Raw genomic sequence first — 25268 nt, forward strand, 5'->3', positions numbered from 1 at the left:
GGGCGTCAGCCTATGGTCAGGCGAGAGGCAATGCACACAATGTGCCTACGGATTGAGCAAGGAGCACCCATGGAGCAGCCACCCGACGACGAGCACAAGACCCCGCATCCCGGCCACGACCTGCCGCGCATGGCGCGGGAGTCGGCGCAGCAGATCTGGCTCGCGGGTCTGGGGGCGTTCGCCAAGGCGCAGGAGGAAGGCGGCAAGGTCTTCGAGGCCCTGGTGCGTGAAGGTCTGGCGCTGCAGCGCAGGACGCAGAGCGCCGCCGAGGAGCACCTGAGCGAGGCCAGCCAGCGCATGAGCCATCTGGCGACCGGGCTCGGCGAGCGCGCCGCGGGTCAGTGGGATCGGCTCGAAGGCATCTTCGAGCAGCGCGTGGCCAAGGCCCTCCAGCGTCTGGGTGTGCCAACCAAGGACGAGCTTGCGGTCCTGCGCGCACAGGTCGATGCGCTGACCCGGGAGCTGCAGCAGCTGCGCGCGCAACGTGGGGATGATGACGAGGGCCCATCGGCGCCCCTTGATCGGGGTCGTTGACCGGGGTCGGATTCCCGTCAACCGGCGGCGTCGGCCGCAAATTCAGGCAGCCCGCGCAGGCACGCATAGAGCGGCTCGAAGTCCTGGGCGGTCAGGTCGAAGAGCTGCTGGAAGCTGTCGATGACAAAGTAGGTCTGCTGGTAGCTGTCGATCTTGTAGCGCGTGCGCATGGTGCGCTCGAGTTGCAGCGGCAGGCGCCGCGGCTCGGGGCTTTGCACGCTGTAGGGCAGTTCGCCGTGCGAGCTCAGGATGCCCGCGCCGTAGGCGCGCAGGCCCGCGCGCTCGCGGATCAGGCCAAATTCGATGGTGTACCAGTACAGGCGCGCGAGCATCTCGCAGGCACCCAGGCGCGCGGCCTTGAGGCCGCCCTCGCCATAGCGCTGCATGTAGTCGGCCAGCACCGGGTTGAACAAGAGCGGCACATGGCCGAAGAGGTCGTGGAACACGTCGGGCTCGACGATGTACTCGAACTCCTCGGGGGTACGGATCCAGTCCGTCACCGGGAACTTGCGCGCGGCCAGCAGGCTGAAGAACGGCACCTCTGGGATCAGCCCGGGCACTGCCACGAGCTGCCAGCGCGTGGCGCGGTACAGGCGCTCGTTGATGTCGTCAAAGCGCGGTATGCGCTCCTTGGCGCCGAGCAGCGGCAGCGCGGCGATGAAGGCCTCGCTGGCCAGGCCGGGCAGCTGCTCGGATTGGCGCAGGTAGAGGCGGTGGTAGGTGTCGTGGTCGGCCTCGGTGTAGGCAGCCCAGTTCTGGGCGCAGGTGTAGTCGTCCGCGGCGCGCGTGTAGTCGCCGCGCGGCGGACGCTCGCTGGCGCCGTAGACGGCCGGCTGGACGGCCATGTCAGGCCCCCTTGGCGCCGGTGTCGATCACGCCGCGGTTGATCTGGTCACGCTCCATGGACTCGAACAGCGCCTTGAAGTTGCCCTCGCCAAAGCCGTCGCGGAAGTCCCCCTTGCGCTCGATGAATTCGAAGAACACCGGGCCCAGCATGGGCGTGGAGAAGATCTGCAGCAGCAGGCGCGGCGTGCCGTCGGCCGTGCTGCCGTCGAGCAGGATGCCGCGCGCCTGCAGCTCGGGCACGGGCTCGCCATGGCCGGGCAGGCGGCTCTCGAGCATCTCGTAATAGATGTCGTTGGGCGCCGTGGCCAGCGGCACGCCGGCCAGGCCCAGGCGGTCGACCACGGCGGGCAGGTCGTCGCAGATCAGGGCGATGTGCTGTATGCCCTCGCCGTTGTACTGCAGCAGGAATTCCTCGATCTGCCCCCCGCCCTGCTTGGCCTCCTCGTTGAGCGGGATGCGGATCTTGCCGTCGGGCGCGGTCATGGCCTTGCTGGTCAGGCCCGTGTACTCGCCCTGGATGTCGAAGTAGCGGATCTCGCGGAAGTTGAACAGCTTTTCGTAGAACCCCGCCCAGAAGCCCATGCGGCCGCGGTAGACGTTGTGCGTGAGGTGGTCGATCTCGTTGAGGCCGTGGCCCACGGGTCGCTGGTCCACGCCGGGCAGCCATTCGAAGTCGATGTCGTAGATGGACTTGCCGTCCTCGAAGCGGTCGATCAGGTACAGCGGCGCGCCGCCTATGCCCTTGATGGCGGGCAGGCGCAGCTCCATGGGGCCGGTGGGAATCTCTATGGGCTGGGCGCCGAGCTCCAGCGCCCTCTTGTAGGCGTGGTGCGCGTCCTTGACGCGGAACGCCAGGCCGCAGGCGCTCGGCCCATGCTCGGCGGCGAAGTAGGCCGCCTGGCTCTTGGGCTCGCGGTTGAGGATGAAGTTGATCTGGTTCTGGCGGTACAGCAGCACGTCCTTGCTGCGGTGCCTGGCCACGAGGGTGAAGCCGAGCTGCTCGAACACCTTCTCGAGCACGCCGGGCGTCGGCGAGGCGAATTCGACGAACTCGAAGCCCATGAGGCCCATGGGGTTCTCCCAGGCGCTGGTGTCACGGACGGTCTGGCTGGGCAGGGCTGCGGTCATGGGGCATGGTCTCCAGTGTTGTATTGCCCTTCACTGTAGAAGGGACGAGGCTCATGTTTCTGGCGTATGCATCGCGCATTGCCCGCGATTGCGCAGGAATATTGCGCAACATCAATGCAGAGCGCAGTGATTTGGCGTTGGCTGATTAGAATTTGCCCCATGAACGATCGCCCCGCAACCCTGGACAAGCTCGACCGCGCCATCCTGCGCCGCCTGCAGGACAACGGCCGCGAGACCTACGACGTGATCGGCGAGCAGGTGGGCCTGTCGCCCAGCGCCGTGCTGCGCCGCGCCAGGCGGCTGGAGGAGGACGGCGTGATCGACCGCTATGTGGCCCTGGTGCGGCCCGAGCGCGTGGGCCTGGGGCTGACGGCCTACCTGAACGTGCGCCTGGAAAAGCACACCGAGAGCCACAAGCGCAACCCCATGGACCTGTTTCGCGCCAGCGTGCAGACCTGGCCCGAGGTGGTGGAATGCGCGGCGCTGACCGGCGAGATGGACTACCTGCTGCGCGTGGTGGTGGCCGACATGGCGCATTACAGCCGCTTCATCATGGACACGCTGCTCAAGCACCCCAGCGTGCAGGACTGCAAGACCAGCTTCGTGCTCGACCGCGTCAAGGCCACGACGGCGCTGCCCGTGTGACAAGCGAACTTCAATAACGATAGCTGTCAGCGCGCCACCAGCAAGCGCTGGACGGCATTTTGACTTGTAAGCGCAATTCCCCCACAATTTTGTTGCATTGCAACAATAGCGCGGCGCAACCCTAGGGAAAACCCTAGAATCCACCGCATCATGTTTCCAACCAAATACTGGACGCGTGCCCGTCTCGGCGCGCATCTGAAGATCCTGCATCCGGCCGCACGCGGCCCACACCGAGGTACTGCCATGCACACAGGGATAGTGCCCATCCGCTCACTGGGCCCGCAACACCGCGAGCGCGTGGCCAAGCATCTGCTCTCCCTGACCGAACGCGACCGCTACCTGCGCTTTGGCTACACGGCCAGCGACGAGCAGGTGTGCCGCTACGTCGAGATGCTGGACTTCGAGCGGGACGAGGTGTTCGGCATCTTCAACCGCCGGCTCGAGCTCATCGCCATGGCCCATGTGGCGTTTGCGCCCACCGAGGAGACGCAGAGCTGCGCCGAGTTCGGCGTCTCGGTGTTGGCCAGCGCGCGCGGGCGCGGCTACGGCGGCCAGCTGTTCGACCGCGCCGTGACGCTGGCGCGCAACCGCGGCGTGCGCATGATGTTCATCCACGCGCTGACCGAGAACACGGCCATGCTGAAGATCGCGCGCCACGCGGGCGCCACCGTGAAGCACGAGGGATCGGAATCCGAGGCCTATCTGCAGTTGCCGCCCGGCGGCCTGGACACACGCGTGTCCGAGCTCGTGGGCGAGCAGTTCGCCGAGGTGGACTACCAGCTCAAGAAGCAGGCGCGCCAGTTCTGGAGCCTGCTGGCCGACGTGCAGGAGATCCGCCAGGGCGTGCGCGACGGGCGCCACCAGGCGGCCGAGTAAAGGCGTCCGAGCGATCCAGGCGGATTGCCACCGGGGCAATCCGCTATCCTTGGGGGCCTGTTTCCACCACCGCAGTCCTGCCCCCGCCCCGTGTCCGACCCCTACCCTGCGCGCCCGCCTGCCAGACAAGACAAACGCACGCTGCTGCAGCGCCTCGTCGAATTCATCAACCCGGGGCCGGACTCCACCGACGAGCTCATCGCCACCCTGGCCGATGCCGAGGACAACCAGGTCATCAACAACGATGCGCGCGTGATGCTCGAGCGCGTGCTGCGCATGGCCGAGATGACCGCCGCCGACGTGCTCGTGCCCGCGCCGCGCATGGACATGCTGGACATCGACGCGCCGCTCGATGCGCTCATGCACCAGGTGCTGCGCACGGCGCATTCGCGCTTTCCGGTCTATCAGGGCGAGCGCGAGCACATCGTCGGTATCCTGCTGGCCAAGGACCTGCTCAAGCTCTGGCGCTCGCCCGAGCTGAGCATTCGGACCCTGGTGCGCCCCGTGCTGTTCGTGCCCGAGAACAAGGGGCTGCACGCGCTCGAGCGCGAGTTCCGCAGCACAAGAAACCACATGGCCATCGTTGTCGACGAGTTCGGCCGCATTGCGGGCCTGGTGACCTTCGAGGACGTGATCGAGCAGATCGTGGGCGAGATCGAGGACGAGTTCGACATCCACGAGGACGAGGGCGACATCTTCGGCCTGCCCGACCACAGCTACCGCGTGAGCGGCGGCGCGTCCGTGGAGCGCGTGGCCGAGGCCTTCGGCGTACCGCTGCAGGCCAGCGACCCGGACGCGCATTTCGACACCATAGGCGGCCTGCTCACCCATGAGCTCGGCCGCATGCCGCGCAAGGGCGAGACCGTGACGCTGTGCGGCCTGAGCTTTGCGGTGCTGCACACCAAGGGCGGCATGGTGCGCTGGTTCAAGGTCACGCCGGCGGCAACGGACGCAGCGGACGCGACGGACAAGCCAGCGGCCGACGCCTGATGCCCACGCCCATGCTTGCACAGGCCCCGGCATCCGGCCGCGGGCCCTGGCCCTGGTGGCTGGCGCTGGCCGCGGGCCTGGCGCAGGCCGCGTCGCTCGCCTGGCCCTGGGGCGGTGCCGCACTGTGGTGGCTGCAGATCCTGTCGCTGGCGCTCTTTGCCCATGTGCTGCGCGGCGCGGGCGGCGCGCGCCGCGCCGCGGGCCTGGGCTGGCTGTTTGCCACGGCCTGGCTGGCCGGCACCTTCTGGTGGCTGTTCATCTCCATGCACACCTATGGCGGCCTGGCCGCGCCGCTGGCGCTGCTGGCGGTGCTGGCGCTGGCCGCCTTCCTGGGCAGCTACTACGCCGCGGCATCTGCATTGTTTTGGCTTGTAGCGCCCGCCAACAAAGCGCCGACAGCTATTGTTTTTGCTGCGCTGTGGCTGCTCGCCGAGCTCGCCCGCGGGCAATGGTGGACGGGCTTTCCCTGGGGCGCGGGCGGCTACGCCCATGTGGACGGGCCGCTCGCCGTGCTCGCGCGCGGCGTGGGCGTGTACGGCATGGGCGCCGTGGCCGCGGCCCTGGCCATGGGCCTCGCGCAGTGGCGCATGGACGACCTGCGCCGCCGGCGCTGGTGGGCGGCGCTGGCGCTGCTCGCGGCCGCCTGGGCCGGCCTGGCCGTGCAGCGCCACTGCGCCGTGAACGGCTGCGGCGCACCGGCGCCCCTGCATGCACCGCTGTCGCTCGCACTGCTGCAGGGCAATATCCCTCAGGACGAGAAGTTCCAGCCCGGCAGCGGCGTGCCCATGGCGCTGCAGTGGTACCACGATCAGCTGCGCTCGGCCGACGCCGCGCTGGTGGTCGCGCCCGAGACCGCCATCCCGCTGCTGCCGCGCCAGCTGCCGCCCGGCTATCTCGACGCGATTGCCGAGCGCTACACCCAGGACCACGGACAGCAGGCGCTGCTGCTCGGCATCCCCCTGGGCAGCCTGGAGCAGGGCTATACCAATTCGGTGCTGGGCTTTGCGGCCGGGCAGCAGCGCCCCTATCGCTACGACAAGCATCATCTGGTGCCGTTTGGCGAGTTCATCCCGCCGTTCTTCCGCTGGTTCACCGACATGATGAACATCCCGCTGGGCGATTTCGACCGCGGCGCGCTCGACCAGCCCTCGCTCGCTTGGGCGGGCGAGCGCCTCGCGCCCAACATCTGCTACGAGGACTTGTTCGGCGAGGAGCTCGCGGCGCGCTTTGCCGACCCGGCCACGGCCCCGACCATCATGGTCAACCTGAGCAACATCGGCTGGTTTGGCGACACCGTAGCCGTGGACCAGCATCTGGCCATCAGCCGGCTGCGCGCGCTGGAGTTCGAGCGCCCCATGCTGCGCGCCACCAACACCGGTGCCACGGCCGTGATAGACCACCGCGGCCAGGTCACCCACCGCCTGCCGGCCTACGAGCGCGGCCTGCTGCATGCGCGCGTGCAGGGGCGCGCCGGCGCCGTCACGCCCTATGCCTGGTGGGTGGCGCGCTGGGGCCTGGCGCCGCTGTGGGCCCTGGGCCTGGCCGTAGTCGCCGCCGCCTGGCTGCTGCGCCGCAGGCGGCAAAGTCCAAGGCATTGACCCTGCTTCTGCGGCACGCCGTGCAGGACACGGGATAATGAGCGCTTTGACGCAGGCGGCGCAGCCCGCCCGATTGACCACAAGAACCCCCGAACAATGGCTGATTCCTTCTCCTACGAACAACTGATTGCTTCCGGCGAGGGCCGGTTGTTCACCCCCGACAGCGGGCGCCTGCCCCTGCCCCCGATGCTGATGTTCGACCGCATCACACATATCGACGCCGATGGCGGCGCGCATGGCCTGGGCAGGATCGTGGCCGAGCTGGACGTCAAGCCCGACCTGTGGTTCTTTGCCTGCCACTTCCAGGGCGACCCGGTCATGCCCGGCTGCCTGGGGCTCGACGCCATGTGGCAGCTCATAGGCTTTTATCTGACCTGGCTGCGCCTGCCCGGGCGCGGACGCGCCCTGGGCGCGGGCGAGGTCAAGTTCACCGGTGAGGTCGGCCCCGACGTGAAGCTGGTCACCTACGAGATCGACATCAAGCGCGTGATCAAGCGCAAACTCAACATGGCCATCGGCGACGCGCGCCTGCTGGCCGACGGCAAGGAAATCTACGTGGCCAACGACCTGCGCGTGGGGCTGTTCCTGCGTGAGGGTGACTGAAGCGGGAGTCGCAGCATGAGCAAGAGACGGGTGGTGATCACGGGCGCGGGCATCGTCTCGTGCATTGGCAACGATCTGCAAACCGTAGAGGCCGCGCTGCGCGCGGGCAAGAGCGGCATCCGCGCCGTGCCCGAGATGACCGAAAAGGGCCTGCGCAGCCAGGTCGCGGGCTGGCCCGACATCGACATCGAGGCGCGCATTGACAGGAAACAGCTGCGCTTCATGGGCGACGCCGCGGCCTACGCGCAGATTGCGCTCGAGGACGCCATCAGGCAGTCGGGCCTCACGCCCGAACAGGTCAGCCACCCGCGCACCGGCCTCATCATGGGCTCGGGCGGCGGCTCGCCGGCCAACCAGATCGAGGCCGCCGACACGCTGCGCGAGAAGGGCATTCGCCGCGTCGGGCCGTATCAGGTCACGCGCTGCATGAGCTCCACCGTGTCCGCCTGCCTTGCCACCAACTTCAAGGTCAAGGGCATCAACTACTCCATCACCTCGGCCTGCTCGACCTCTGCGCACTGCATTGGCGCCGCGGCCCAACAGATCGCCTGGGGCATGCAGGATGTGATGTTCGCGGGCGGCGGCGAGGAGCTGTCCTGGGGCATGTCGCTGCTGTTCGACGGCATGGGCGCCATGTCGTCCAAGTACAACGCCACGCCCGAGCGCGCCGCGCGCGCCTATGACGCGAACCGCGACGGCTTCGTGATCGCCGGCGGCGGCGGCGCCGTGGTGCTCGAGAGCCTGGAGCATGCCCAGGCCCGCGGCGCCACCATCCTCGCCGAGGTCGTGGGCTTTGGCGCCACGAGTGACGGCGAGGACATGGTCGCGCCCTCGGGCGACGGCGCCATCGCCTGCATGCGCCAGGCGATCGAAGGCCTGACCGGCCCCATCGACTACATCAACACCCACGGCACCTCCACGCCCGTGGGCGACATGCAGGAAGTGCGCGCCATGCGCGAGGTGTTTGGCGACTGCGTGCCGCCGTTTTCCAGCACCAAGTCGCTCACCGGCCATTCGCTGGGCGCCACGGGCGTGCAGGAGGCGATCTACTGCCTGATCATGCTGCAAAAGGGCTTCATCGCAGGTTCGGTCAACGTCGAGACGCCCGACCCGGCGCTTGGCGACATGCCGCTGGTCACGCAGACCCGCGACGCCGAGCTGACCCAGGTGCTCTCCAACAGCTTTGGCTTCGGCGGCACCAACGCCAGCCTGGTGCTGCGCCGCTGGGGCTGATCCACACCCCGGCCACCATTTCCTCCTAGGGTAAACGCGGGGAAACACGGGGCCTGTCCTGGCCCCGGCCGACCTAGAATCCACGCCGGCGCTTATGGCGCTTCAGGGACAGGGCGCCATGATCTGGCGCCCTGTCCTGTTCCCAACACTGCGCTCGACACAATCGCGCGCAAGGAGACCGTGGATGACACCGCACACAGCCCTCAGGCTGCATGTGCCCGAGCCCACTGGGCGGCCGGGCTGCAGCACCGACTTCTCGTACCTCAGCATCTCCCCCGCTGGCAGCGTACGCAAACCCCCAACCGACACAGCGCCCGGCGACACCGCCGACCTTGCCACGAGCCTGGTGCGCGTGCTCGATGACGATGGCAAGGCCTGCGGCCCCTGGGCGCCGGCCATCCACCCCGAGCGCCTGCGCCGCGGCCTGCGCGCGATGATGAAGACGCGCATCTTCGATGGCCGCATGCTGCTCGCGCAGCGGCAGAAGAAGCTCTCGTTCTACATGCAATGCCTGGGCGAGGAGGCCATTGCCGTCGCCCATTCGATGGCGCTGGAGGAGGGCGACATGTGCTTTCCGACCTACCGCCAGCAGGGCCTGCTGCTCGCGCGCGACGACATCTCCATGGTGGAGATGATGTGCCAGCTCATGAGCAATGTGCGCGACCCGAACAAGGGCCGCCAGCTGCCCGTGATGTACTCGTACAAGCGCGCGGGCTTCTTCTCGATCTCGGGCAACCTGGCCACGCAGGTGCCGCAGGCCGTGGGCTGGGCCATGGCGTCGGCCATCAAGGGCGACACAAAGATCGCCTCCGCCTGGATAGGCGACGGCTCCACGGCCGAGAGCGACTTTCACACCTCGCTCACCTTCGCCCATGTGTACCGCGCGCCGGTGATCATCAACGTGGTCAACAACCAGTGGGCCATCTCCACCTTCCAGTCGATTGCCGGGGGCGAGGGCACGACCTTCGCCCAGCGCGGCGTGGGTGTGGGCATCGCCTCGCTGCGCGTGGACGGCAACGACTTCCTGGCCGTGTACGCGGCCTCGCAATGGGCGGCCGAGCGTGCGCGCAGCAACAACGGCCCCACGCTCATCGAGTGGGAAACCTACCGCGCCGGCCCCCATTCCACGTCGGACGACCCGAGCAAGTACCGCCCCGCCGACGACTGGCAGCGCTTTCCGCTCGGCGACCCGATCGCGCGCCTGAAGAAACACCTGATCGCCATCGGCGAGTGGAGCGAGGCACAGCACGAGGCCGCGCAGAAGGCGCTGGAGGCAGAGGTGATCGCCGCGCAGAAGGAGGCCGAGACCTACGGCAGCCTGCTCGATGGCCGCGTGCCCAGCGCCGCGACCATGTTCGACGACGTGTACAAGGACATGCCGGAGCATCTGCGCCGGCAGCGTCAGCAACTGGGGGTGTAGGCCATGGCAGAACAGAACCAGCCCCAGGGCGGCACCCCCATGACCATGATCGCCGCGCTGCGCTCGGCGCTGGACGTGATGATGGGGCGCGACGACAACATCGTCGTCTACGGCGAGGACGTGGGCTACTTCGGCGGCGTGTTCCGCGTCACCGAGGGCCTGCAGGCCAAGTACGGCAAGACGCGCTGCTTCGACGCGCCGATCAGCGAAAGCGGCATCGTCGGCACGGCCATAGGCATGGCGGCCTATGGCCTCAAGCCCGTGGTGGAGATCCAGTTCGCCGACTACTTCTACCCGGCGACCGATCAGATCGTCTCCGAGGCCGCGCGCCTGCGCCACCGCTCGGCCGGGGACTTCACCGCGCCCATGGTGATACGCATGCCCTGCGGCGGCGGCATCTACGGCGGGCAGACGCACAGCCAGAGCCCCGAGGCCTTCTTCACCCATGTCTGCGGCCTGCGCACCGTGATGCCCAGCAACCCGTATGACGCCAAGGGCCTGCTCATCTCGGCCATCGAGTGCGAGGACCCGGTCATCTTCCTCGAGCCCAAGCGCCTGTACAACGGCCCGTTCGACGGCCACCACGACAAGCCGGTCGTGCCCTGGTCCAAGCACGACATGGGCCTGGTGCCCGAGAGCTACTACAACGTGCCCTTGACGAAGGCCGCGGTATTCCGACCCGGCAAGGCCGTCACGGTGCTGACCTACGGCACCATGGTCTGGGTCAGCGAGGCGGCCGCGCGCGAGACCGGCATAGACGCCGAGATCATCGACCTGCGCAGCCTCTGGCCGCTGGACCTGGAGACCATCGTGGAGTCGGTCAGGAAGACCGGCCGCTGCGTCGTGGTGCACGAGGCCACGCGCACCAGCGGCTTTGGCGCCGAGCTCACGGCGCTGGTGCAGGAGCATTGCTTCTACCAGCTGGAAGCCCCCATAGAGCGCGTGACGGGCTGGGACACGCCCTACCCCCACGCCCAGGAATGGGCCTACTTCCCCGGCCCGGCGCGCGTCGCCGCGGCCCTGAAACGCACCGTGGAGGCATGACATGGGTATCTACATCATCCGCGTGCCCGACATCGGAGAGGGCATTGCCGAAGTGGAGCTGGTGAGCTGGCATGTGCAGATCGGCCAGAACATCACCGAGGATCAGCATCTGGCCGACGTGATGACCGACAAGGCCACCGTCGAAGTCCCCTCCCCCATGCACGGCAAGGTGCTGGCCCTCGGCGGCCAGCCCGGCCAAGTGCTGGCCGTGGGGGCAGAGCTCGTGCGCCTGGAGGTCGAGGGCGCGGGAAACCTGAAGGAAAATCAGGCTTCAGCCCCCGCCAGTCAAGCGCAAGCAGCTATTGTTTCAGAAGCACCCGCCGCACCCGTGGCAGGCACTGAAACGCCCGCACCCGCCGCACCGGTGAGCGCCCCCGGCGCAGCGCCCGCGCCCCTGCGCGCCAGCGCCCCGCCCCCGCGCACCCCGGCCGCGCCGCGCAAGGAGGGCGAGCGCCCGCTGGCCTCGCCCGCGGTGCGCCGCCGCGCCCAGGACATGGGCATCGACCTGCGCTACGTGCCCGGCAGCGGCCCGGCCGGCCGCATCGGCCACGCGGATCTGGACGCCTACGCCGCCGGTGGCGGCCAGCCCCAGGCCGGTGGCGGCACGCAGTATGTGCAGCGCCATGGCGAGGAGCAGATCCCCGTCATCGGCCTGCGCCGCAAGATCGCGCAGAAGATGCAGGAGGCCAAGCGCCGCATCCCGCACTTCAGCTATGTGGAAGAGGTGGACGTGACCGAGCTCGAAAGCCTGCGCCAGCGCCTTAACCAGATCCACGGCGCGACGCGCGGCAGGCTCACGCTGCTGCCGTTTCTGGCGCGCGCCATGGTGCTCGCCCTGCGCGACTTCCCGCAGATCAACGCGCGCTATGACGACGAGGCCGGCCATGTCACGCGCTACGAGGGCGTGCATCTGGGCGTTGCCGCGCAGACCGACGCCGGCCTCATGGTGCCCGTGCTGCGCCACGCCGAGAGCCTGGACCTGTGGCAATGCGCGGCCGGCATCGCGCGCCTGGCCGAGGGCGCCAAGGCCGGCAGGCTGGCGCGCGAGGAGCTCTCGGGCTCGACCATCACGCTCACCAGCCTGGGGGCGCTCGGCGGCATCGCCTCCACCCCGGTGATCAACCACCCCGAGGTGGCCATCGTCGGCGTCAACCGCATGGTCGAGCGCCCCATGCTGCGTGGCGGCCAGGTCGTGGCACGCCAGCTCATGAACCTGTCCTCGTCCTTCGACCACCGCGTGGTCGACGGCATGGACGCGGCGCGGTTCATCCAGGCCATGCGCGCCCTGCTCGAAACCCCGGCCCTGCTGTTCGTGGAGTGATTGCGATGAAGGAACTTACAACCAAGCTGCTCGTCATCGGCGGCGGCCCGGGTGGCTATGTGGCGGCGATACGCGCGGGCCAGCTCGGCATTCCCACGGTGCTGGTCGAGGGCGCGAGCCTGGGCGGCACATGCCTGAACATCGGCTGCATCCCGTCCAAGGCGCTGATCCATGCGGCCGAGAGCTTCGAGGTCGCGCGCCACCAGGCCGCGGGCTCGCAACTGGGCATCCGCGTGGCCGACCCGCAGATCGACATCGCGCAGACCGTGCGCTGGAAGGACGGCATCGTGCAGCGCCTGACGGGCGGCGTCGGGGCGCTCCTGCGCAAGGCCGGCGTGCAGGTCATCAAGGGCTGGGCGCAGATCGAGGACGGCAAGACCGTCACCGTCAAACCCCAGGACGGCGAGCCGCTGCGGCTGCGCTGCGAGCATCTGCTGCTGGCCACCGGCTCCACGCCCGTGGAACTGCCCAGCATGCCGTTCGGCGGCGCCATCTGGTCGTCCACCGACGCGCTCTCGCCCGACGCCATGCCCAAGCGCCTGGTGGTGGTGGGCGCGGGCTACATCGGCCTGGAGCTCGGCATCGCCTACCGCAAGCTGGGCGCGGAGGTCACCGTGGTCGAGGCCGCGCAGCGCGTGCTGCCCAGCTACGACGAGGAGCTGACCCAGCCCGTGCTCGACGCGCTGAAGAAAAGCGGCATCGTGCTGCACCTGGCCTGCAGTGTGCAGGGCTGGGATGCCCAGCATGGCGTGCATGTGCGCAATGCGCGCGCCGAGGAGTTCGCCCTGCCGGCCGACCGCGTGCTCGTGGCCGTGGGCCGCAGGCCGCACACCACGGGCTTCGGCCTCGAGGGTCTGCAGCTCGACATGGCCGGGCGCTATGTGGCCATCGACGCGCATTGCCGCACCTCGATGCGAGGCGTCTGGGCGATTGGCGACGTGACGGGCGAGCCCATGCTCGCGCACCGTGCCATGGCCCAGGGCGAGTGCGTGGCCGAGCAGATCGCGGGCCAGAACCGGCGCTTCGAGCCCATGCAGATTCCGGCCGTGTGCTTCACCGACCCCGAGGTCGTCGTCGTCGGCAAGACCCCGGGCGAGGCGCGCGCGGCCGGCATCGACTGCATCGACGCCGCCTTCCCGTTCGCCGCCAACGGCCGCGCCATGACGCTCGAGTCCACGGGCGGCTTCGTGCGCGTGGTGGCCCGGCGCGACAACCACCTCATCCTCGGCTGGCAGGCCGTGGGGCGGGGCGTGTCGGAGCTGGCCGCGGCCTTCGGCCAGTCCATCGAGATGGGCGCGCGCCTGGAGGACGTGGGCCACACCATCCACGCCCACCCCACGCTGGGCGAGGCCGTGCAGGAGGCCGCGCTGCGCGCGCTGGGCCACGCCCTGCATATCTAGTCCAAGCCAAAATCGGGCGTAGGCCCGTATCCATAAAGCGTCAGCAGCTATTAAACCTATAGCTTCTGGCGCTTTTCCATGGGCGGGCGGCGGCGGCACACAGCCGCGCCCTAAAATGCCCGGTTCGCGTGCGCCCCGCGGGCGCCGCCCATCGGACATCCCCGCCATGCTCACTTTCCAACAAATCATCCTCAAACTGCAGTCCTACTGGGCAGACCAGGGCTGCGCCCTTTTGCAGCCCTACGACATGGAAGTCGGCGCAGGCACATCGCATACAGCTACATTCCTGAGAGCATTGGGCCCCGAACCCTGGAAGGCGGCCTATGTGCAGCCGAGCCGCCGCCCCAAGGACGGGCGCTATGGCGACAACCCCAACCGCCTGCAGCATTACTACCAGTACCAGGTGGTCCTGAAGCCCGCACCGGCCAACATCCTGGAGCTCTACCTCGGTTCGCTCGAGGCCCTGGGCTTTGACCTGAAGAAGAACGACATCCGCTTTGTCGAGGACGACTGGGAGAACCCCACGCTCGGCGCCTGGGGCCTGGGCTGGGAGGTGTGGCTCAACGGCATGGAGGTCACGCAGTTCACCTACTTCCAGCAGGTGGGCGGCATAGACTGCAAGCCCGCCACGGGCGAGATCACCTATGGCCTGGAGCGCTTGGCCATGTACCTGCAGGGCGTGGACAACGTCTACAACCTGACCTGGACGGACGGCCTCACCTATGGCGACGTCTACCACCAGAACGAGGTTGAGCAGTCCACCTACAACTTCGAGCATTCGGACGCGGACTTCCTGTTCACGGCCTTTGGCGCCCACGAGAAGCAGGCCCAGCACCTGATGGCCGAGCAGCTCGCCCTGCCCGCCTACGAGCAGGTCCTGAAGGCCGCCCACACCTTCAACCTGCTGGACGCGCGCGGCGCGATTTCCGTGACCGAGCGCGCCGCCTACATCGGCCGCATCCGCAACCTGGCGCGCGCCGTCGCCAAGAGCTATCTGGACAGCCGCGCGCGCCTGGGCTTCCCCATGGCGCCGCGTGCCCATGCCGACGAGGTGCTGGCCGAGCTCGCCAAGGCCGCGCAGCAACAGAACAAGAAAGCCGCCTGAGCAGGAGAGAGAACACACCATGACCGCTACCGCCAACCTGCTCGTTGAACTCTTCGTCGAGGAACTGCCCCCTAAGGCGCTGCAGAAACTCGGCGACGCCTTTGCCGGCGTGCTGCGCGAGCAGCTCGTCGCCCAGGGCCTGGCCGCGGCCGACGCGCCGCTCACCGCCTACGCCTCGCCGCGCCGCCTGGCCGCGCATGTCGTCGATGTGCTGGACCAGGCGCCGGACAAGGCCGTATCGCAAAAGCTCATGCCCGTGACCGTGGGCCTCGGCGCCGACGGCCAGCCCACGCCGGCGCTCCTGAAGAAGCTCACCGCGCTGGGCGCCGACGCCAGCGTCGTGCCGAAATTGAAGCGCGTGCACGACGGCAAGGCCGAGGTGCTGCACTACGAGAGCCAGGCGCGCGGCGTGAGCCTGGCCCAGGGCCTGCAGAAGGCGCTGGACGAGGCCATCGCCAAGTTGCCCATCCCCAAGGTCATGCGCTACCAACTGCAGGATGGCTGGACCAGCGTGAACTTCGTGCGCCCGGCCCATGGCCTGGTGGCGCTGCATGGCAGCAGCGTGGTGCCGGTGACGGCGCTGGGTTTGAGCGCGGGCAACAGCACGCAGGGCCACCGCTTCGAGGCCGCCGTGCAGCCCGTGGTCATCCGGGACGCCGACAGCTACGCCGCGCAGATGCGCGAAGAGGGCGCTGTGATCGCCGGCTTTGCCGAGCGCCGCGCCGAGATCGTGCGCCAGCTGCAGGCCGCGGCAGCGCAGGTCGGCGGCGGCGTGCGCCCCATCGAGGATGCAGCCCTGCTCGACGAGGTCACGGCCCTGGTCGAGCGCCCCAACGTGCTGGTCTGCCAGTTCGAGCAGGAATTCCTCGCCGTGCCGCAGGAATGCCTGATCCTGACCATGAAGGCCAACCAGAAGTACTTCCCGCTGCTCGACGCCGAGGGCCGGCTCACGCACCGCTTCCTCATCGTGAGCAACATCGCGCCCGAGGACGCGAGCGCCGTCATTGGCGGCAACGAGCGCGTGGTGCGCCCGCGCCTGGCCGACGCCAAGTTCTTCTTCGACCAGGACCGCAAGAAGACGCTGGCGAGCCGCGTGCCGCAACTGGCCAAGGTGGTCTATCACAACCAGCTCGGCACCCAGGGCGAGCGCGTCGAGCGCGTGCGTGCCATTGCCAAGGCCATCGGCCAGCAGCTGTTTGCGGCCCTGGCCGAGCGCCACCAGATTGAAGGCACGCAGGACGGCGAGATCGCCCAGGACTGGCTGCTGACCTGCGTGGACAACGCCGCCCTGCTGGCCAAGACCGACCTGGTGACCGACATGGTGGGCGAGTTCCCCGAGCTGCAGGGCATCATGGGCGCGTACTACGCCGTCAACGACGGCCTGCCCAACGAGGTGGCCCACGCCATCGAGGACCATTACAAGCCGCGCTTTGCCGGCGACAGCCTGCCGCGCGAGAACGTCGGCCTGGTGGTGGCGCTGGCCGACAAGCTGGAGACGCTCGTCGGCATGTTCGGCATAGGCAACCTGCCCACGGGCGACCGCGACCCGTTCGCGCTGCGCCGCCACGCGCTGGGCGTGATCCGCATGCTGGTCGAGCGCGACCTGCCGCTGGACCTGCACGCCCTGGTGGCCAGCGCCATCCCGGCCTTTGGCGACCTCATCAAGGACCCGGCCGCCGCGCTGCTGGACTTCTTCTACGAGCGCCTGGCCGGCTCCCTGCGCGAGCAGGGCTACCACACGCAGGAGGTGGACGCCGTGCTCGCCCTGCGCCCGCGTCAGCTCGCCCTGGTGCCGCGCCAGCTCGAGGCCGTGCGCGCCTTCGCCCAGCTGCCCGAGGCCCCGGCCCTGGCCGCGGCGAACAAGCGCATCACCAACATCCTCAAGAAGGCCGATGCGGTGGACGCCCATGTCAACCCCGAGCTGCTGCGCGAGCAGGCCGAGCAGGACCTGTACGCCGCGATGCAGCGCTTCGTGCCCGAGGCCAACGCGCAGTTCGACGCGGGCGACTACCGCCTCAGCCTGCAGACCCTGGCCGCGCTGCGCGCGCCGGTCGATGCCTTCTTCGACGACGTCATGGTCAACGCCGAGGAGCTCGCGCTGCGCCTGAACCGCCACGGCCTGCTCAAGAGCCTGCACGACGCCATGAACCGCGTGGCCGACCTGTCGCGCCTGGCCGTCTGAGCCCATCCGCTCGCGTGGCCGGCATGAGCACGCCCACCGCCCCCCAGCCGCAGCGCGCGGCCTGGCTGGGCTTTGCGCCCGTGGCCGCCTGGGTGGGCCTGCGCTGGGTGCTGGCCTGGCAGGACGAGCGCCACCCCACGCCCGATGCCTGGGCGCTCGTGCCCTTTGTGGGCACGCAGGACCCCTGGGGCTGGCTGCGGCCCGCGGGCGCCGTGGTCCTGGGGCTCGTCGCGCTGGTGCTGCTGGCGCGCTGGCTGCGCCGCCGCCATGGCCCGGCCTTGCTGCCCCGCCTGCTCGCAACCTGCTGGGTGCTGCTCTGGGCAGCGGCCTGCGCCGCCCAGTTCATGGCCTGGCAGAACCGGCGCGAGCTCGCGCCCGAGCCGGCGCTCGCCGCCGAGATCGTGGGCCAGCACCACAAGCCCCCGTCGCTGCGCTCGCTCGGCGGCACGCTGTGGGTGCTGCGCGTGGACGGCCAGGCCGAGCTGCTGCAGGTGCTGGTGCCCGACGACGCGGGGTCCGCTCGGCCACAGCTGCACCAGCGGCTGCGCCTGCACCCGGCGCGCGGGCATTGGTGGGGCCGCTATGTCACGGGCTGGGATGTCACGGGCTGAGATATGCTGCCATCCACACCGTGAGCACATCATGAAACTCGCCATCCTCGACCGCGACGGAACCCTCAACGCCCTGGGCGACGGCTTCATCGCCAGCCCCGCGGACTGGACGCCCCTGCCCGGCGCGCTCGAGGCCGTGGCGCGGCTGAACCACGCGGGCTGGCATGTGGTGCTGGCCACCAACCAGCCCGGCCTGGGCCGCGGCCTGTTCGACGCCCAGACGCTGATCGCCATCCACGCCAGGATGCACCGCCAGCTCGCCGCCGTGGGCGGGCGCATCGACGCGGTGTTCTACTGCCCGCATGCCGAGGGCGAGGGCTGCCACTGCCGCAAGCCCGCGCCGGGGCTCATGGAGCAGATCTGCGAGCGCTACGGCGTGGAAGGCGACGAGATCCTGGTCGTGGGCAGCTGCCTGGCCCATCTGCAGGCCGCGGCCGACCTGGGCGCGCAGTTGCACATGGTGTGCACGGGCCGATCGGAGCACCTGGACCCGACCCAGCCGCTGCCGCCGGGCTGGCCCGAAGGCACGCGTGCCCATGCGAGCCTGGGGGCGCTGGCCGACTTCATCGCACCACCGGACGATGCCGGACTGCCGGTCGTGGCCCAGGGATAGAACTACTGAATTCATAGCTATCAGCGCTTGCCTGGCAAGCGCTGGAGGCCAAAAACACCATAAAACATCCATGGCATTGATCCGCTCCATCGTCCACCTGCTGGTGATGATCGTCACCGTCATCCCCTACACCAGCGTCATCCTGATCGTGCGCCTGCTCGGCGGCAGCAGCGCGGCGCGCTACCGCGTGGCGCGCGCCTGGCTCGCGCTGTGCGTGGACTCCGCACGCTGGATTCTGGGCATACGCACGCGCATCACGGGCATGGAGCAGCTGCCGCAGGACCCGGCCCAGGGCGTGGTGCTGCTGGTCAAGCACCAGTCGGCCTACGAGACCTTTCTGATGCCGGCCATCATGCCCCACCCCCTGGCCTATGTGTTCAAGAAGGAGCTGCTGCGCATCCCCTTCTTCGGCTGGTCGATTGGCAGCCTGGACATGATCCACATCGACCGCGCCCAGCGCACGCGCGCCTTCGTGCATGTCATCAAGCGCGGGCGCCAGCTGCTCGCCCAGGGCACCTGGGTCATCATGTTCCCCGAGGGCACGCGCATGGCGCGCGGCGAGCGCGGCAGCTACCAGGCCAGCGGCGCGCGCCTGGCCATCGACGCCGGCGTGCCCGTCGTGCCCGTGGCCGTGACCTCGGCGCGCTGCTGGCCGCGCAAGGCCTTCGTCAAGACGCCCGGCGTGGTCGATGTCTCCATCGGCCGGCCCATTCCCACCGAGGGGCGCAAGTCTGACGAGCTCATGCGCGAGGTCGAGGAATGGATAGAGGCGGAGATGCGCCGCCTCGACCCCGAGGCCTATCGCTGAAGGCGCACGCATGGCCGCATGGATGCAGCAGGTGCTCGACTGGCTGGAGCCGGCCCGGCCCGACGCGGCAGCACCCCCCATCGCCGCGCCCACCGTACCGCGCAGCCGTCCGCTGCGGCCCGCGGGCGGCCCGGCGGCGCAGGCCGGCGTCTTCAGCCACCCCGAGGCCAGCCGCGAGGTGCTGCTGGCCGGCGTGCGCGTGGCCTACCGTCTGCAGCGCGCCCGGCGGCGCAGCATAGGCTTTACCGTGGGCCCCGAGGGCCTGGCGGTGCGCGCGCCCGGCTGGGTCACGCTGGCGGCGGTGGACGCGGCCCTGCAGGACAAGGCCGACTGGATTCTGCGCAAGCTCGGCGAGGCCCAGGCGCGCCGGCGCCAGCAGGAGGACGCGCGCATCGTCTGGAGCGAGGGCGCCCTGCTGCCCTACCTGGGCGGCCGGCTGCGGCTGTGCCTGGACCCGTCGCAGCGGCGCGCCGGCCTGCAGCCCGCGGGCGACCCGGGCCCGGCGGCGCTGTACCTGGGCCTGCCCCGGGACGCACAGCCGGCGCAGATACGCGACGCCGCCCAGGCCTGGTTCATGCGCCAGGCGCGCGCGCATTTCACGGCGCGGCTCGACCACTTCGCCCCGCGCCTGGGCGTGCAGTACCGCAGCCTGCGCCTGTCCAGCGCCGCCACGCGCTGGGGCAGCGCGCGCAGCGACGGCTCCATCCGCCTGAACTGGCGCCTGCTGCACTACCGCGAGCCCATCATCGACTACGTGGTGGCGCACGAGCTGGCGCACCTGCGCGTCATGGACCACAGCCCACGCTTCTGGGACGTGGTGCACAGCGTGGTGCCCGACTACGCCGCCTTGCGCCAGCAACTGCGGGGCCAGCCGGCCCCGCCTTGGGAATAAGCCTTGGGAATGACCATGCACCAGCCCCCCACATCCCCCAGCCCCGACCAGCCCCGCCCCGCCGAGGGCTACGCCGGCGACCTGAGCCCGCAGCTCGCCTGGCAATGGGTGCAGGCCGGCCGGGCCACGCTCGTGGACGTGCGCAGCGACGCCGAGCGCGACTGGGTCGGCTACGTGCCGGGCGCCCTGGCCGTGGCCTGGAAGCAATGGCCCGGCATGCGGCTGAACATCGACTTCGACACCCAGCTGCGCGCCGCCGTGCCCGCGGGCGCCACGGTGGTGATGCTGTGCCGCAGCGGCGTGCGCTCCATCGCCGCCGCGCGCCGCGCCACCGAGCTGGGCCTGACGGCCTACAACATCCTCGAGGGCTTCGAGGGCGACCCCGACGACAACGGCCAGCGCAACCGCAAGGGTGGCTGGCGTTTTCACGGCCTGCCGTGGCGGCAGGGATAGCGAGTCAGGCGCTCAGGATTACAGCGCCGGAATGCGCAGCTTCTGGCCCGGGTAGATCTTGTCCGGGTGGCTCAGCATGGGGCGGTTGGCCTCGAAGATCAAGGGGTACTTGTTGGCGTCGCCATAGAACTTCTTGGCAATCGCGCTCAGCGTGTCGCCGCGCACCACGTCGTGGTACTGGGCCTCGGGCTCGGGGTTGGCGACCGACATCTGGTTGTCCACGCTGGTCACGCTGGCCACGTTGCCGCAGCACAGGGTCACCTTCTCCTTGGCGGCCTGGGTGGGCGCCGTGCCAGTCACCGTAACCTTGCCCTCTGGGCCTTCAAAGCGCACCTGCAGGTCGCTCACCCCGAGGTTCTGGGTGGCTACATAGGCCGCGATGGCCTGGCCGGCCTTGTCGTTGAGTTCGGCCTGCGTGGGCGCCGCAGCCCCCGCGGCCTGGGCGCTGCTGCCGCCAAACAGCTTCTCACCGGCTTCCTTGATGAACGAGAACAGACCCATGACATCTTCCTTTGTGGTTGCTGAAAAAGATCGACCCAGGCGAAATGTAATGGGCCACAAGGGGACGGCGCACCCCCATTGACAATTCTTCGCAGTTGTCCTGGTGCAAGGTGTGGCCGGCAAAACTCGGGATAATCCGCCCCATGACTTTTCTGGCCATTGACGTGGGCAACTCGCGCCTGAAATGGGCGCTCTACGACGCCGCCCGCCCGGGCGCCGCCGTGCGCGCCCATGGAGTCGAGTTTCTGGACCACATCGACCGCCTGGCCGAAGGCGCCTGGGCCCAGCTGCCGGCACCCACCCACATGCTGGGCTGCGTGGTCGCTGGCGACGCGATCAAGCGCCGCGTGGCCGAACAGATGGAGCTTTGGGACGTGCCCGCGCAATGGGTGGTCTCCACGCAGGAGGAGGCCGGCGTCGTCAACGGCTACGACCACCCCACGCGCCTGGGCGCGGACCGCTGGGTGGCCATGATAGGCGCGCGCCACCGCCTGCTGGCGCAAGGCCCGGCACGCCCGCTGATTCTTGCCATGGTCGGCACGGCCGTGACCGTGGAGGCGCTCGACGTCCAGGGGCGCTTTCTGGGCGGCCTGATCCTGCCGGGTCACGGCATCATGCTGCGCGCGCTCGAAAGCGGCACCGCGGGCCTGCATGTGCCCACGGGCGATGTGCGCCTTTTCCCTACCAACACCAGCGACGCGCTCACCAGCGGCGGCACCTATGCGATTGCCGGCGCCGTGGAGCGCATGTACCAGCATCTGCTCGCGCACTGCGGCCAGGAGCCCGTCTGCATGATGACCGGCGGCGCGGGCTGGAAGATGGCGCCCAGCATGACGCGCCCCTTCGAGCTGGTGGAGAACCTGATCTTCGACGGCCTGCTGGAAATCGCCGCGCGGCGCTTTGCGCCTGCGCAGTGAGGCCCGCGCTCAGCCCGCGGCGCTCACGGTCTCTTCGACGCCATAGGCCTGCACCAGGCGCGCCAGATGCGCGCGCTGCACGGGCTCGAGATAGGGCGTCAGCAAGTCCAGCACATGGTGCGCGCCATTGAGCAAAGCCGTCTGCGCCCCCTCGGGCTCGAGCGCACGGCGTGGATCGCGCGCGTATTCAAAGCTCAGCCAGCAGGTCAGCAGCACGACCATGCAGCAGGCCGTGGACTGCGCCGCATCGCCATGGCCCATGGCCAACGCCCCCCTGTCACGCAGGGCGCGCAGAAGATGCTGCATGGCGACCTCCTTGGCCTGCAGCAGCTGAGGAAACCGCCCCTCCAGCAGCCGGTTGCGCGACAGCAGGCTGCTTAGGTCGCGGTAGAGAAATCGGTACTGCCAGACCAGCTCGAACAGCCGGTGCATGAAGAACCAGGCATCCTCGACATCCGCCACGTCGCCGCCGGCCTGCAGCAGCTCACCCAGTGCCTGCTCGTACTGCGTGAACAGCGCATTGACGATGTCGTCCTTGGCGCGGAAGTGGTAGTACAGATTGCCCGAGCTGATGCCCAGCTGGCCCGCGATCGCGGCCGTGGAGACATGGGGTTCGCCAAAGCGGTTGAACAGCTCCAGACTGGTCTCGAGGATGCGCTCAGCGGTGCGGCGGGGAGCCTTGCGTGCCATGGGATGCCTCCTCCCGATGGTGTGACGAGCGAGGTGTCGTGCGCGCTCCACTCTACTCCAGACCCGCGTCGCGTGCACAGGCCCCCTGCGCGGTGCGCCTATGGCACGTTGAGCAGCTCCAGGCAGTCACCCAGCACGCGCGGGTCAAAGGCCAGCTCCACATGGGCCAGGCCCGGCAGCAGGCGGTTATCCGCCCCCTCCAGCATGGCCGTGGCATGGGGATAGACGACGTTGTCGCCATCCGTATACCAACAGCGGAACAGCGCGCGCCGGGCCGGCGTCTCCGCCGCGGCGAGCGCGCGCAGCCAGGGCCCATGCAGGCGCATCTGCTGCCCGGCCGTGCTGCGCGCATGGGCCGCGGGCCAGGTGCCCGCATGCGGCGAGCCAATGGTGATCACGCCCTGCACGCGCGCGTCGGCGCCGGGGGTGGCGCGCAGCCAGGCGCGTATGGCCACGCCGCCCATGCTGTGGCCCACGATGAGCGGCGCACGGCCCGTGGCCTCGGCCACGCGGCGCACGGCCGCATCGATGGTGGCCGCATGGTCGTCGATGGAGCCGAACGCCGGCTCCAGCGTCACGGCCACGAACGCATGGCCGCGCGCGCGCAGCGGGGCAAACCAGGGCGTCCAGAACGCGCGGTTGCACAAGAATCCATGCACCAGCACCACGCCGCGCGGCGCCACGCCGTCGGCCGCGCGCACCGGCAGCGCATCGGGCACGGCATGCTGACGAAACGGCTGCCACCAGCCGAACACCAGGGCCGCCCAGCGCGATTCGGCCCACCAGCCGCGCAGCAGCCGCAGCGGCGCGGTGCGGCCTTCGTGGCGGCAGACCCAGGCCATGAGAACGAACTGCGGCAGCATGCACAGGCGCGACAGCAGCGGCACCGCCACCAGTCCAGCGAGCGCCAGCGCCGGCGAGCGCGGCCACAACCCCAGCACCCAGGCCGCCAGCCCCAGCCCATGCAGCGCCACGAGCCAGCGCTGCCAGCGCGCGTTCGTCATGTTCGTCATGCGCAGCCCCTCATGTCGCCTGCGCGACCGCGGCGGCGCGCGGCCCGGGGACAACCCGGGTGCGGCCGGCGCGGGGCGGCTTTCACAATTCGTGCGATCTTCACGAGGGCTTCTCCATGGACAGAATCTGGCTCAAGAACTACCCGCCCGGCGTGCCCCATGACGTGGATGCCGACGCCTATGCGTCGGTGGCGCAGATGCTGGAGGAGTCCTTCCGCCGCCATGCCGGCAAGCCGTTTTCCGTGTGCATGGACCGCTGGATGGGCTATGACGCATTGGAGCGCCTGTCCGCCCAGCTGGGCGCGTGGCTGCAGGGGCAAAACCTGCCCGCGGGTGCGCGCGTGGCCATCATGCTACCGAATGTGCCGCAGTTCGCCGTGACCATGGCGGGCGTGCTGCGCGCGGGCTATACCTGCGTCAACGTGAACCCGCTGTACACGGCGCGCGAGCTCGCGCACCAGCTCAAGGACTCGGGCGCCACGGCCATCGTGATCCTGGAGAACTTCGCCCACACACTGGCCGAGATCATCGAGGACACGGCCGTGCGGCATGTGGTGATTGCCTCCATGGGCGACCTGCTCGGGCCCTGGTACGGGCGCTGGATCACGTTTGCCGTGCGCCACCTCGCGAAGATGGTCCCGGCCTACGAACTGCCGCTCGCCGGCGGGCGCCAGGTGCTGTCATTCAAGCGCGCGCTGGCGCTGGGCGCGCGCCGGCGCCTGAACCCGCCCCAGGTCACGCCCGACACCCCTGCCTTTCTGCAGTACACGGGCGGCACCACGGGCCTGTCCAAGGGCGCGGTGCTCACCCAGCGCAACATCATCGCCGCCATGCTGCAGGCGGAAAGCTGGTTTGCGCCGGCGCTCGCGCGCGTGGGCGACCCACAGCGCATCAACAACATTGCGGCCCTGCCGCTCTACCATATCTTCGCGCTCACGCTGTGCCTGCTGGCGCTGCGCCAGGGCTCGCACCTGACGCTGATCCCCAACCCGCGCGACATCCCGAAGTTCGTCGCCGTGCTGAAGAAGCGCCCCTTCCACCTGCTGCCTGCGGTCAACACGCTGTTCAACGCCCTGCTGCAGAACGCGCAGTTCCGCCAGCTCGACTTCTCGCAGCTGTGCGTGTCCCAGGCCGGCGGCATGGCCGCCACCGAGGCCACGGCAACGCAGTGGCACAGGCTCACGGGCAACACCATGATCGAGGGCTGGGGCATGAGCGAGACCTGCGCCATAGGCACGAACAACCCGGTCAACGCCACCCACTTCAGCGGCAGCATAGGCCTGCCGCTGCCGGGCATAGACATCGCCATCAAGGACGACGCAGGCCAGAGCCTGGCGCCGGGCGAGGCGGGCGAGATCTGCATCCGCGGCCCCAACGTCATGCCCGGCTACTGGAACCAGCCCGAGGAAAACGCGCGCACCTTCACGCAGGACGGCTTCATGCGCACGGGCGACATCGGCATCATGGACGCCGAAGGCTTCACACGCATCGTGGACCGCAAGAAGGACATGATTCTGGTGAGCGGCTTCAACGTCTACCCCAACGAGCTCGAGCAGGTCGTGGCCCTGTGCCCGGGCGTGCTCGAATGCGCGGCCGTGGGCGTGCCCGACGCACACCAGGGCGAGGCCATCAAGATCTTCGTGGTGCGCAACGACCCGGCCCTGACCGAGGACGACCTCGCGCACTACTGCCAGCAACAGCTCACGGGCTACAAGCGGCCCAGGTACATCGAGTTCCGCGACGAGCTGCCCAAGACCAATGTGGGCAAGATACTGCGCCGAGAATTGAGAAGCACCGCCTGAGAGGCTGCGCGCCTTCCCCCCTGCAGGGGGACGACGCTGGTGG

At 69.3% G+C, this 25268-nt stretch carries 26 protein-coding genes; 20 read left to right on the forward strand and 6 right to left on the reverse strand.

The genetic code is table 11. The annotated features are described in order from the left end of the window. Positions 1-69: 69 nt before the first annotated feature. The gene (locus tag ABUE11_RS15770; RefSeq protein ID WP_367066299.1) at positions 70-534 is read left to right on the forward strand and encodes a phasin family protein; all 465 of its coding nucleotides are present in this window, start codon (positions 70-72) and stop codon (positions 532-534) included. A gap of 17 nt (positions 535-551) precedes the next feature. Here the strand turns inward: ABUE11_RS15770 and phhA are convergent, their stop codons facing one another. Next, entirely contained in the window at positions 552-1379 is an 828-nt protein-coding gene (gene phhA / locus ABUE11_RS15775; protein ID WP_367066301.1) for a phenylalanine 4-monooxygenase, read from the reverse strand. Position 1380: 1 nt separating this feature from the next. Continuing rightward, positions 1381-2508: a 4-hydroxyphenylpyruvate dioxygenase gene (hppD, locus tag ABUE11_RS15780; protein ID WP_367066303.1), complete on the reverse strand. Its 1128-nt coding sequence runs from the start codon at positions 2506-2508 to the stop codon at positions 1381-1383. 159 nt (positions 2509-2667) lie between these two features. Here hppD and ABUE11_RS15785 point away from each other — a divergent pair, with 159 nt between their 5' ends. The 14 genes from ABUE11_RS15785 (at position 2668) to gmhB (ending at position 18149) form a co-directional block, all read left to right on the forward strand. After that, complete coding sequence (locus tag ABUE11_RS15785; protein ID WP_367066304.1) at positions 2668-3153, forward strand: Lrp/AsnC family transcriptional regulator; 486 nt, start codon at positions 2668-2670, stop codon at positions 3151-3153. A 243-nt stretch (positions 3154-3396) separates the two neighbouring features. Then, a complete protein-coding gene (locus tag ABUE11_RS15790) occupies positions 3397-4029 on the forward strand; it encodes a GNAT family N-acetyltransferase (protein ID WP_367066305.1) in 633 nt (210 codons plus the stop codon). 90 nt (positions 4030-4119) lie between these two features. Continuing rightward, complete coding sequence (locus ABUE11_RS15795; RefSeq protein WP_367066306.1) at positions 4120-5019, forward strand: transporter associated domain-containing protein; 900 nt, start codon at positions 4120-4122, stop codon at positions 5017-5019. Positions 5020-5030: 11 nt separating this feature from the next. Further along, positions 5031-6617, forward strand: a complete 1587-nt coding sequence (gene lnt, locus ABUE11_RS15800; RefSeq protein WP_367066308.1) for an apolipoprotein N-acyltransferase — start codon at positions 5031-5033, stop codon at positions 6615-6617. Positions 6618-6713: 96 nt separating this feature from the next. Then, a complete protein-coding gene (gene fabA / locus ABUE11_RS15805; RefSeq protein WP_367066309.1) occupies positions 6714-7220 on the forward strand; it encodes a bifunctional 3-hydroxydecanoyl-ACP dehydratase/trans-2-decenoyl-ACP isomerase in 507 nt (168 codons plus the stop codon). Positions 7221-7235: 15 nt separating this feature from the next. Beyond that, on the forward strand, positions 7236-8453 hold the full coding sequence (fabB, locus tag ABUE11_RS15810) for a beta-ketoacyl-ACP synthase I (protein ID WP_367066311.1): 1218 nt from the start codon (positions 7236-7238) through the stop codon (positions 8451-8453). Between the two features lie 184 nt (positions 8454-8637). After that, a complete protein-coding gene (locus ABUE11_RS15815; RefSeq protein ID WP_367066312.1) occupies positions 8638-9873 on the forward strand; it encodes a 3-methyl-2-oxobutanoate dehydrogenase (2-methylpropanoyl-transferring) subunit alpha in 1236 nt (411 codons plus the stop codon). A gap of 3 nt (positions 9874-9876) precedes the next feature. After that, positions 9877-10917 (forward strand): alpha-ketoacid dehydrogenase subunit beta, encoded by a 1041-nt coding sequence (locus tag ABUE11_RS15820; RefSeq protein ID WP_367066313.1) that lies wholly within the window; start codon positions 9877-9879, stop codon positions 10915-10917. A gap of 1 nt (position 10918) precedes the next feature. Further along, a complete protein-coding gene (locus tag ABUE11_RS15825) occupies positions 10919-12238 on the forward strand; it encodes a dihydrolipoamide acetyltransferase family protein (protein ID WP_367066314.1) in 1320 nt (439 codons plus the stop codon). A 5-nt stretch (positions 12239-12243) separates the two neighbouring features. Continuing rightward, on the forward strand, positions 12244-13638 hold the full coding sequence (gene lpdA, locus ABUE11_RS15830) for a dihydrolipoyl dehydrogenase (protein ID WP_367066315.1): 1395 nt from the start codon (positions 12244-12246) through the stop codon (positions 13636-13638). A 166-nt stretch (positions 13639-13804) separates the two neighbouring features. Continuing rightward, a complete protein-coding gene (gene glyQ, locus ABUE11_RS15835) occupies positions 13805-14743 on the forward strand; it encodes a glycine--tRNA ligase subunit alpha (protein ID WP_367066317.1) in 939 nt (312 codons plus the stop codon). Positions 14744-14762: 19 nt separating this feature from the next. Next, positions 14763-16925, forward strand: coding sequence for a glycine--tRNA ligase subunit beta (gene glyS / locus ABUE11_RS15840; RefSeq protein WP_367066318.1), 2163 nt, complete (start codon positions 14763-14765; stop codon positions 16923-16925). A gap of 23 nt (positions 16926-16948) precedes the next feature. Further along, positions 16949-17536: a hypothetical protein gene (locus ABUE11_RS15845; protein ID WP_367066320.1), complete on the forward strand. Its 588-nt coding sequence runs from the start codon at positions 16949-16951 to the stop codon at positions 17534-17536. Between the two features lie 31 nt (positions 17537-17567). After that, positions 17568-18149 carry a D-glycero-beta-D-manno-heptose 1,7-bisphosphate 7-phosphatase gene (gene gmhB / locus ABUE11_RS15850; protein ID WP_367066321.1) on the forward strand — a complete coding sequence of 194 codons (582 nt, stop codon included), beginning with the start codon at positions 17568-17570 and terminating at the stop codon, positions 18147-18149. On the opposite strand, the gene ABUE11_RS15855 is transcribed toward gmhB, so the two are convergent. Then, positions 18100-18210, reverse strand: coding sequence for a DUF1010 domain-containing protein (locus ABUE11_RS15855; RefSeq protein ID WP_367066322.1), 111 nt, complete (start codon positions 18208-18210; stop codon positions 18100-18102). The genes gmhB and ABUE11_RS15855 overlap by 50 nt on opposite strands. Before the next feature lie 9 nt (positions 18211-18219). On the opposite strand from ABUE11_RS15855, the gene ABUE11_RS15860 reads away from it, so the two are divergent. The 3 genes from ABUE11_RS15860 to ABUE11_RS15870 are packed head-to-tail and all read left to right on the forward strand — an operon-like array spanning position 18220 to position 20302. Then, a complete protein-coding gene (locus ABUE11_RS15860; protein ID WP_367066323.1) occupies positions 18220-18957 on the forward strand; it encodes a lysophospholipid acyltransferase family protein in 738 nt (245 codons plus the stop codon). 10 nt (positions 18958-18967) lie between these two features. Continuing rightward, positions 18968-19849, forward strand: a complete 882-nt coding sequence (locus ABUE11_RS15865; RefSeq protein WP_367066324.1) for a SprT family zinc-dependent metalloprotease — start codon at positions 18968-18970, stop codon at positions 19847-19849. A gap of 15 nt (positions 19850-19864) precedes the next feature. Next, positions 19865-20302, forward strand: a complete 438-nt coding sequence (locus ABUE11_RS15870) for a rhodanese-like domain-containing protein (protein ID WP_367066325.1) — start codon at positions 19865-19867, stop codon at positions 20300-20302. Positions 20303-20320: 18 nt separating this feature from the next. On the opposite strand, the gene lysM is transcribed toward ABUE11_RS15870, so the two are convergent. Next, positions 20321-20803: a peptidoglycan-binding protein LysM gene (lysM, locus tag ABUE11_RS15875; RefSeq protein WP_367066326.1), complete on the reverse strand. Its 483-nt coding sequence runs from the start codon at positions 20801-20803 to the stop codon at positions 20321-20323. A gap of 143 nt (positions 20804-20946) precedes the next feature. On the opposite strand from lysM, the gene ABUE11_RS15880 reads away from it, so the two are divergent. Next, complete coding sequence (locus ABUE11_RS15880) at positions 20947-21720, forward strand: type III pantothenate kinase (protein WP_367066328.1); 774 nt, start codon at positions 20947-20949, stop codon at positions 21718-21720. Between the two features lie 9 nt (positions 21721-21729). Here ABUE11_RS15880 and ABUE11_RS15885 read toward each other — a convergent pair whose 3' ends face one another. Continuing rightward, positions 21730-22410, reverse strand: coding sequence for a TetR/AcrR family transcriptional regulator (locus tag ABUE11_RS15885; RefSeq protein ID WP_367066329.1), 681 nt, complete (start codon positions 22408-22410; stop codon positions 21730-21732). Between the two features lie 98 nt (positions 22411-22508). Further along, entirely contained in the window at positions 22509-23414 is a 906-nt protein-coding gene (locus ABUE11_RS15890; RefSeq protein ID WP_367068842.1) for an alpha/beta fold hydrolase, read from the reverse strand. Positions 23415-23539: 125 nt separating this feature from the next. Between ABUE11_RS15890 and ABUE11_RS15895 the strand changes: the two genes are divergently transcribed. Continuing rightward, complete coding sequence (locus tag ABUE11_RS15895) at positions 23540-25225, forward strand: AMP-binding protein (protein WP_367066330.1); 1686 nt, start codon at positions 23540-23542, stop codon at positions 25223-25225. Positions 25226-25268 lie beyond the last annotated feature (43 nt).

Source organism: Oryzisolibacter sp. LB2S, assembly GCF_040732315.1.
GTDB lineage: Bacteria > Pseudomonadota > Gammaproteobacteria > Burkholderiales > Burkholderiaceae_C > Alicycliphilus > Alicycliphilus soli.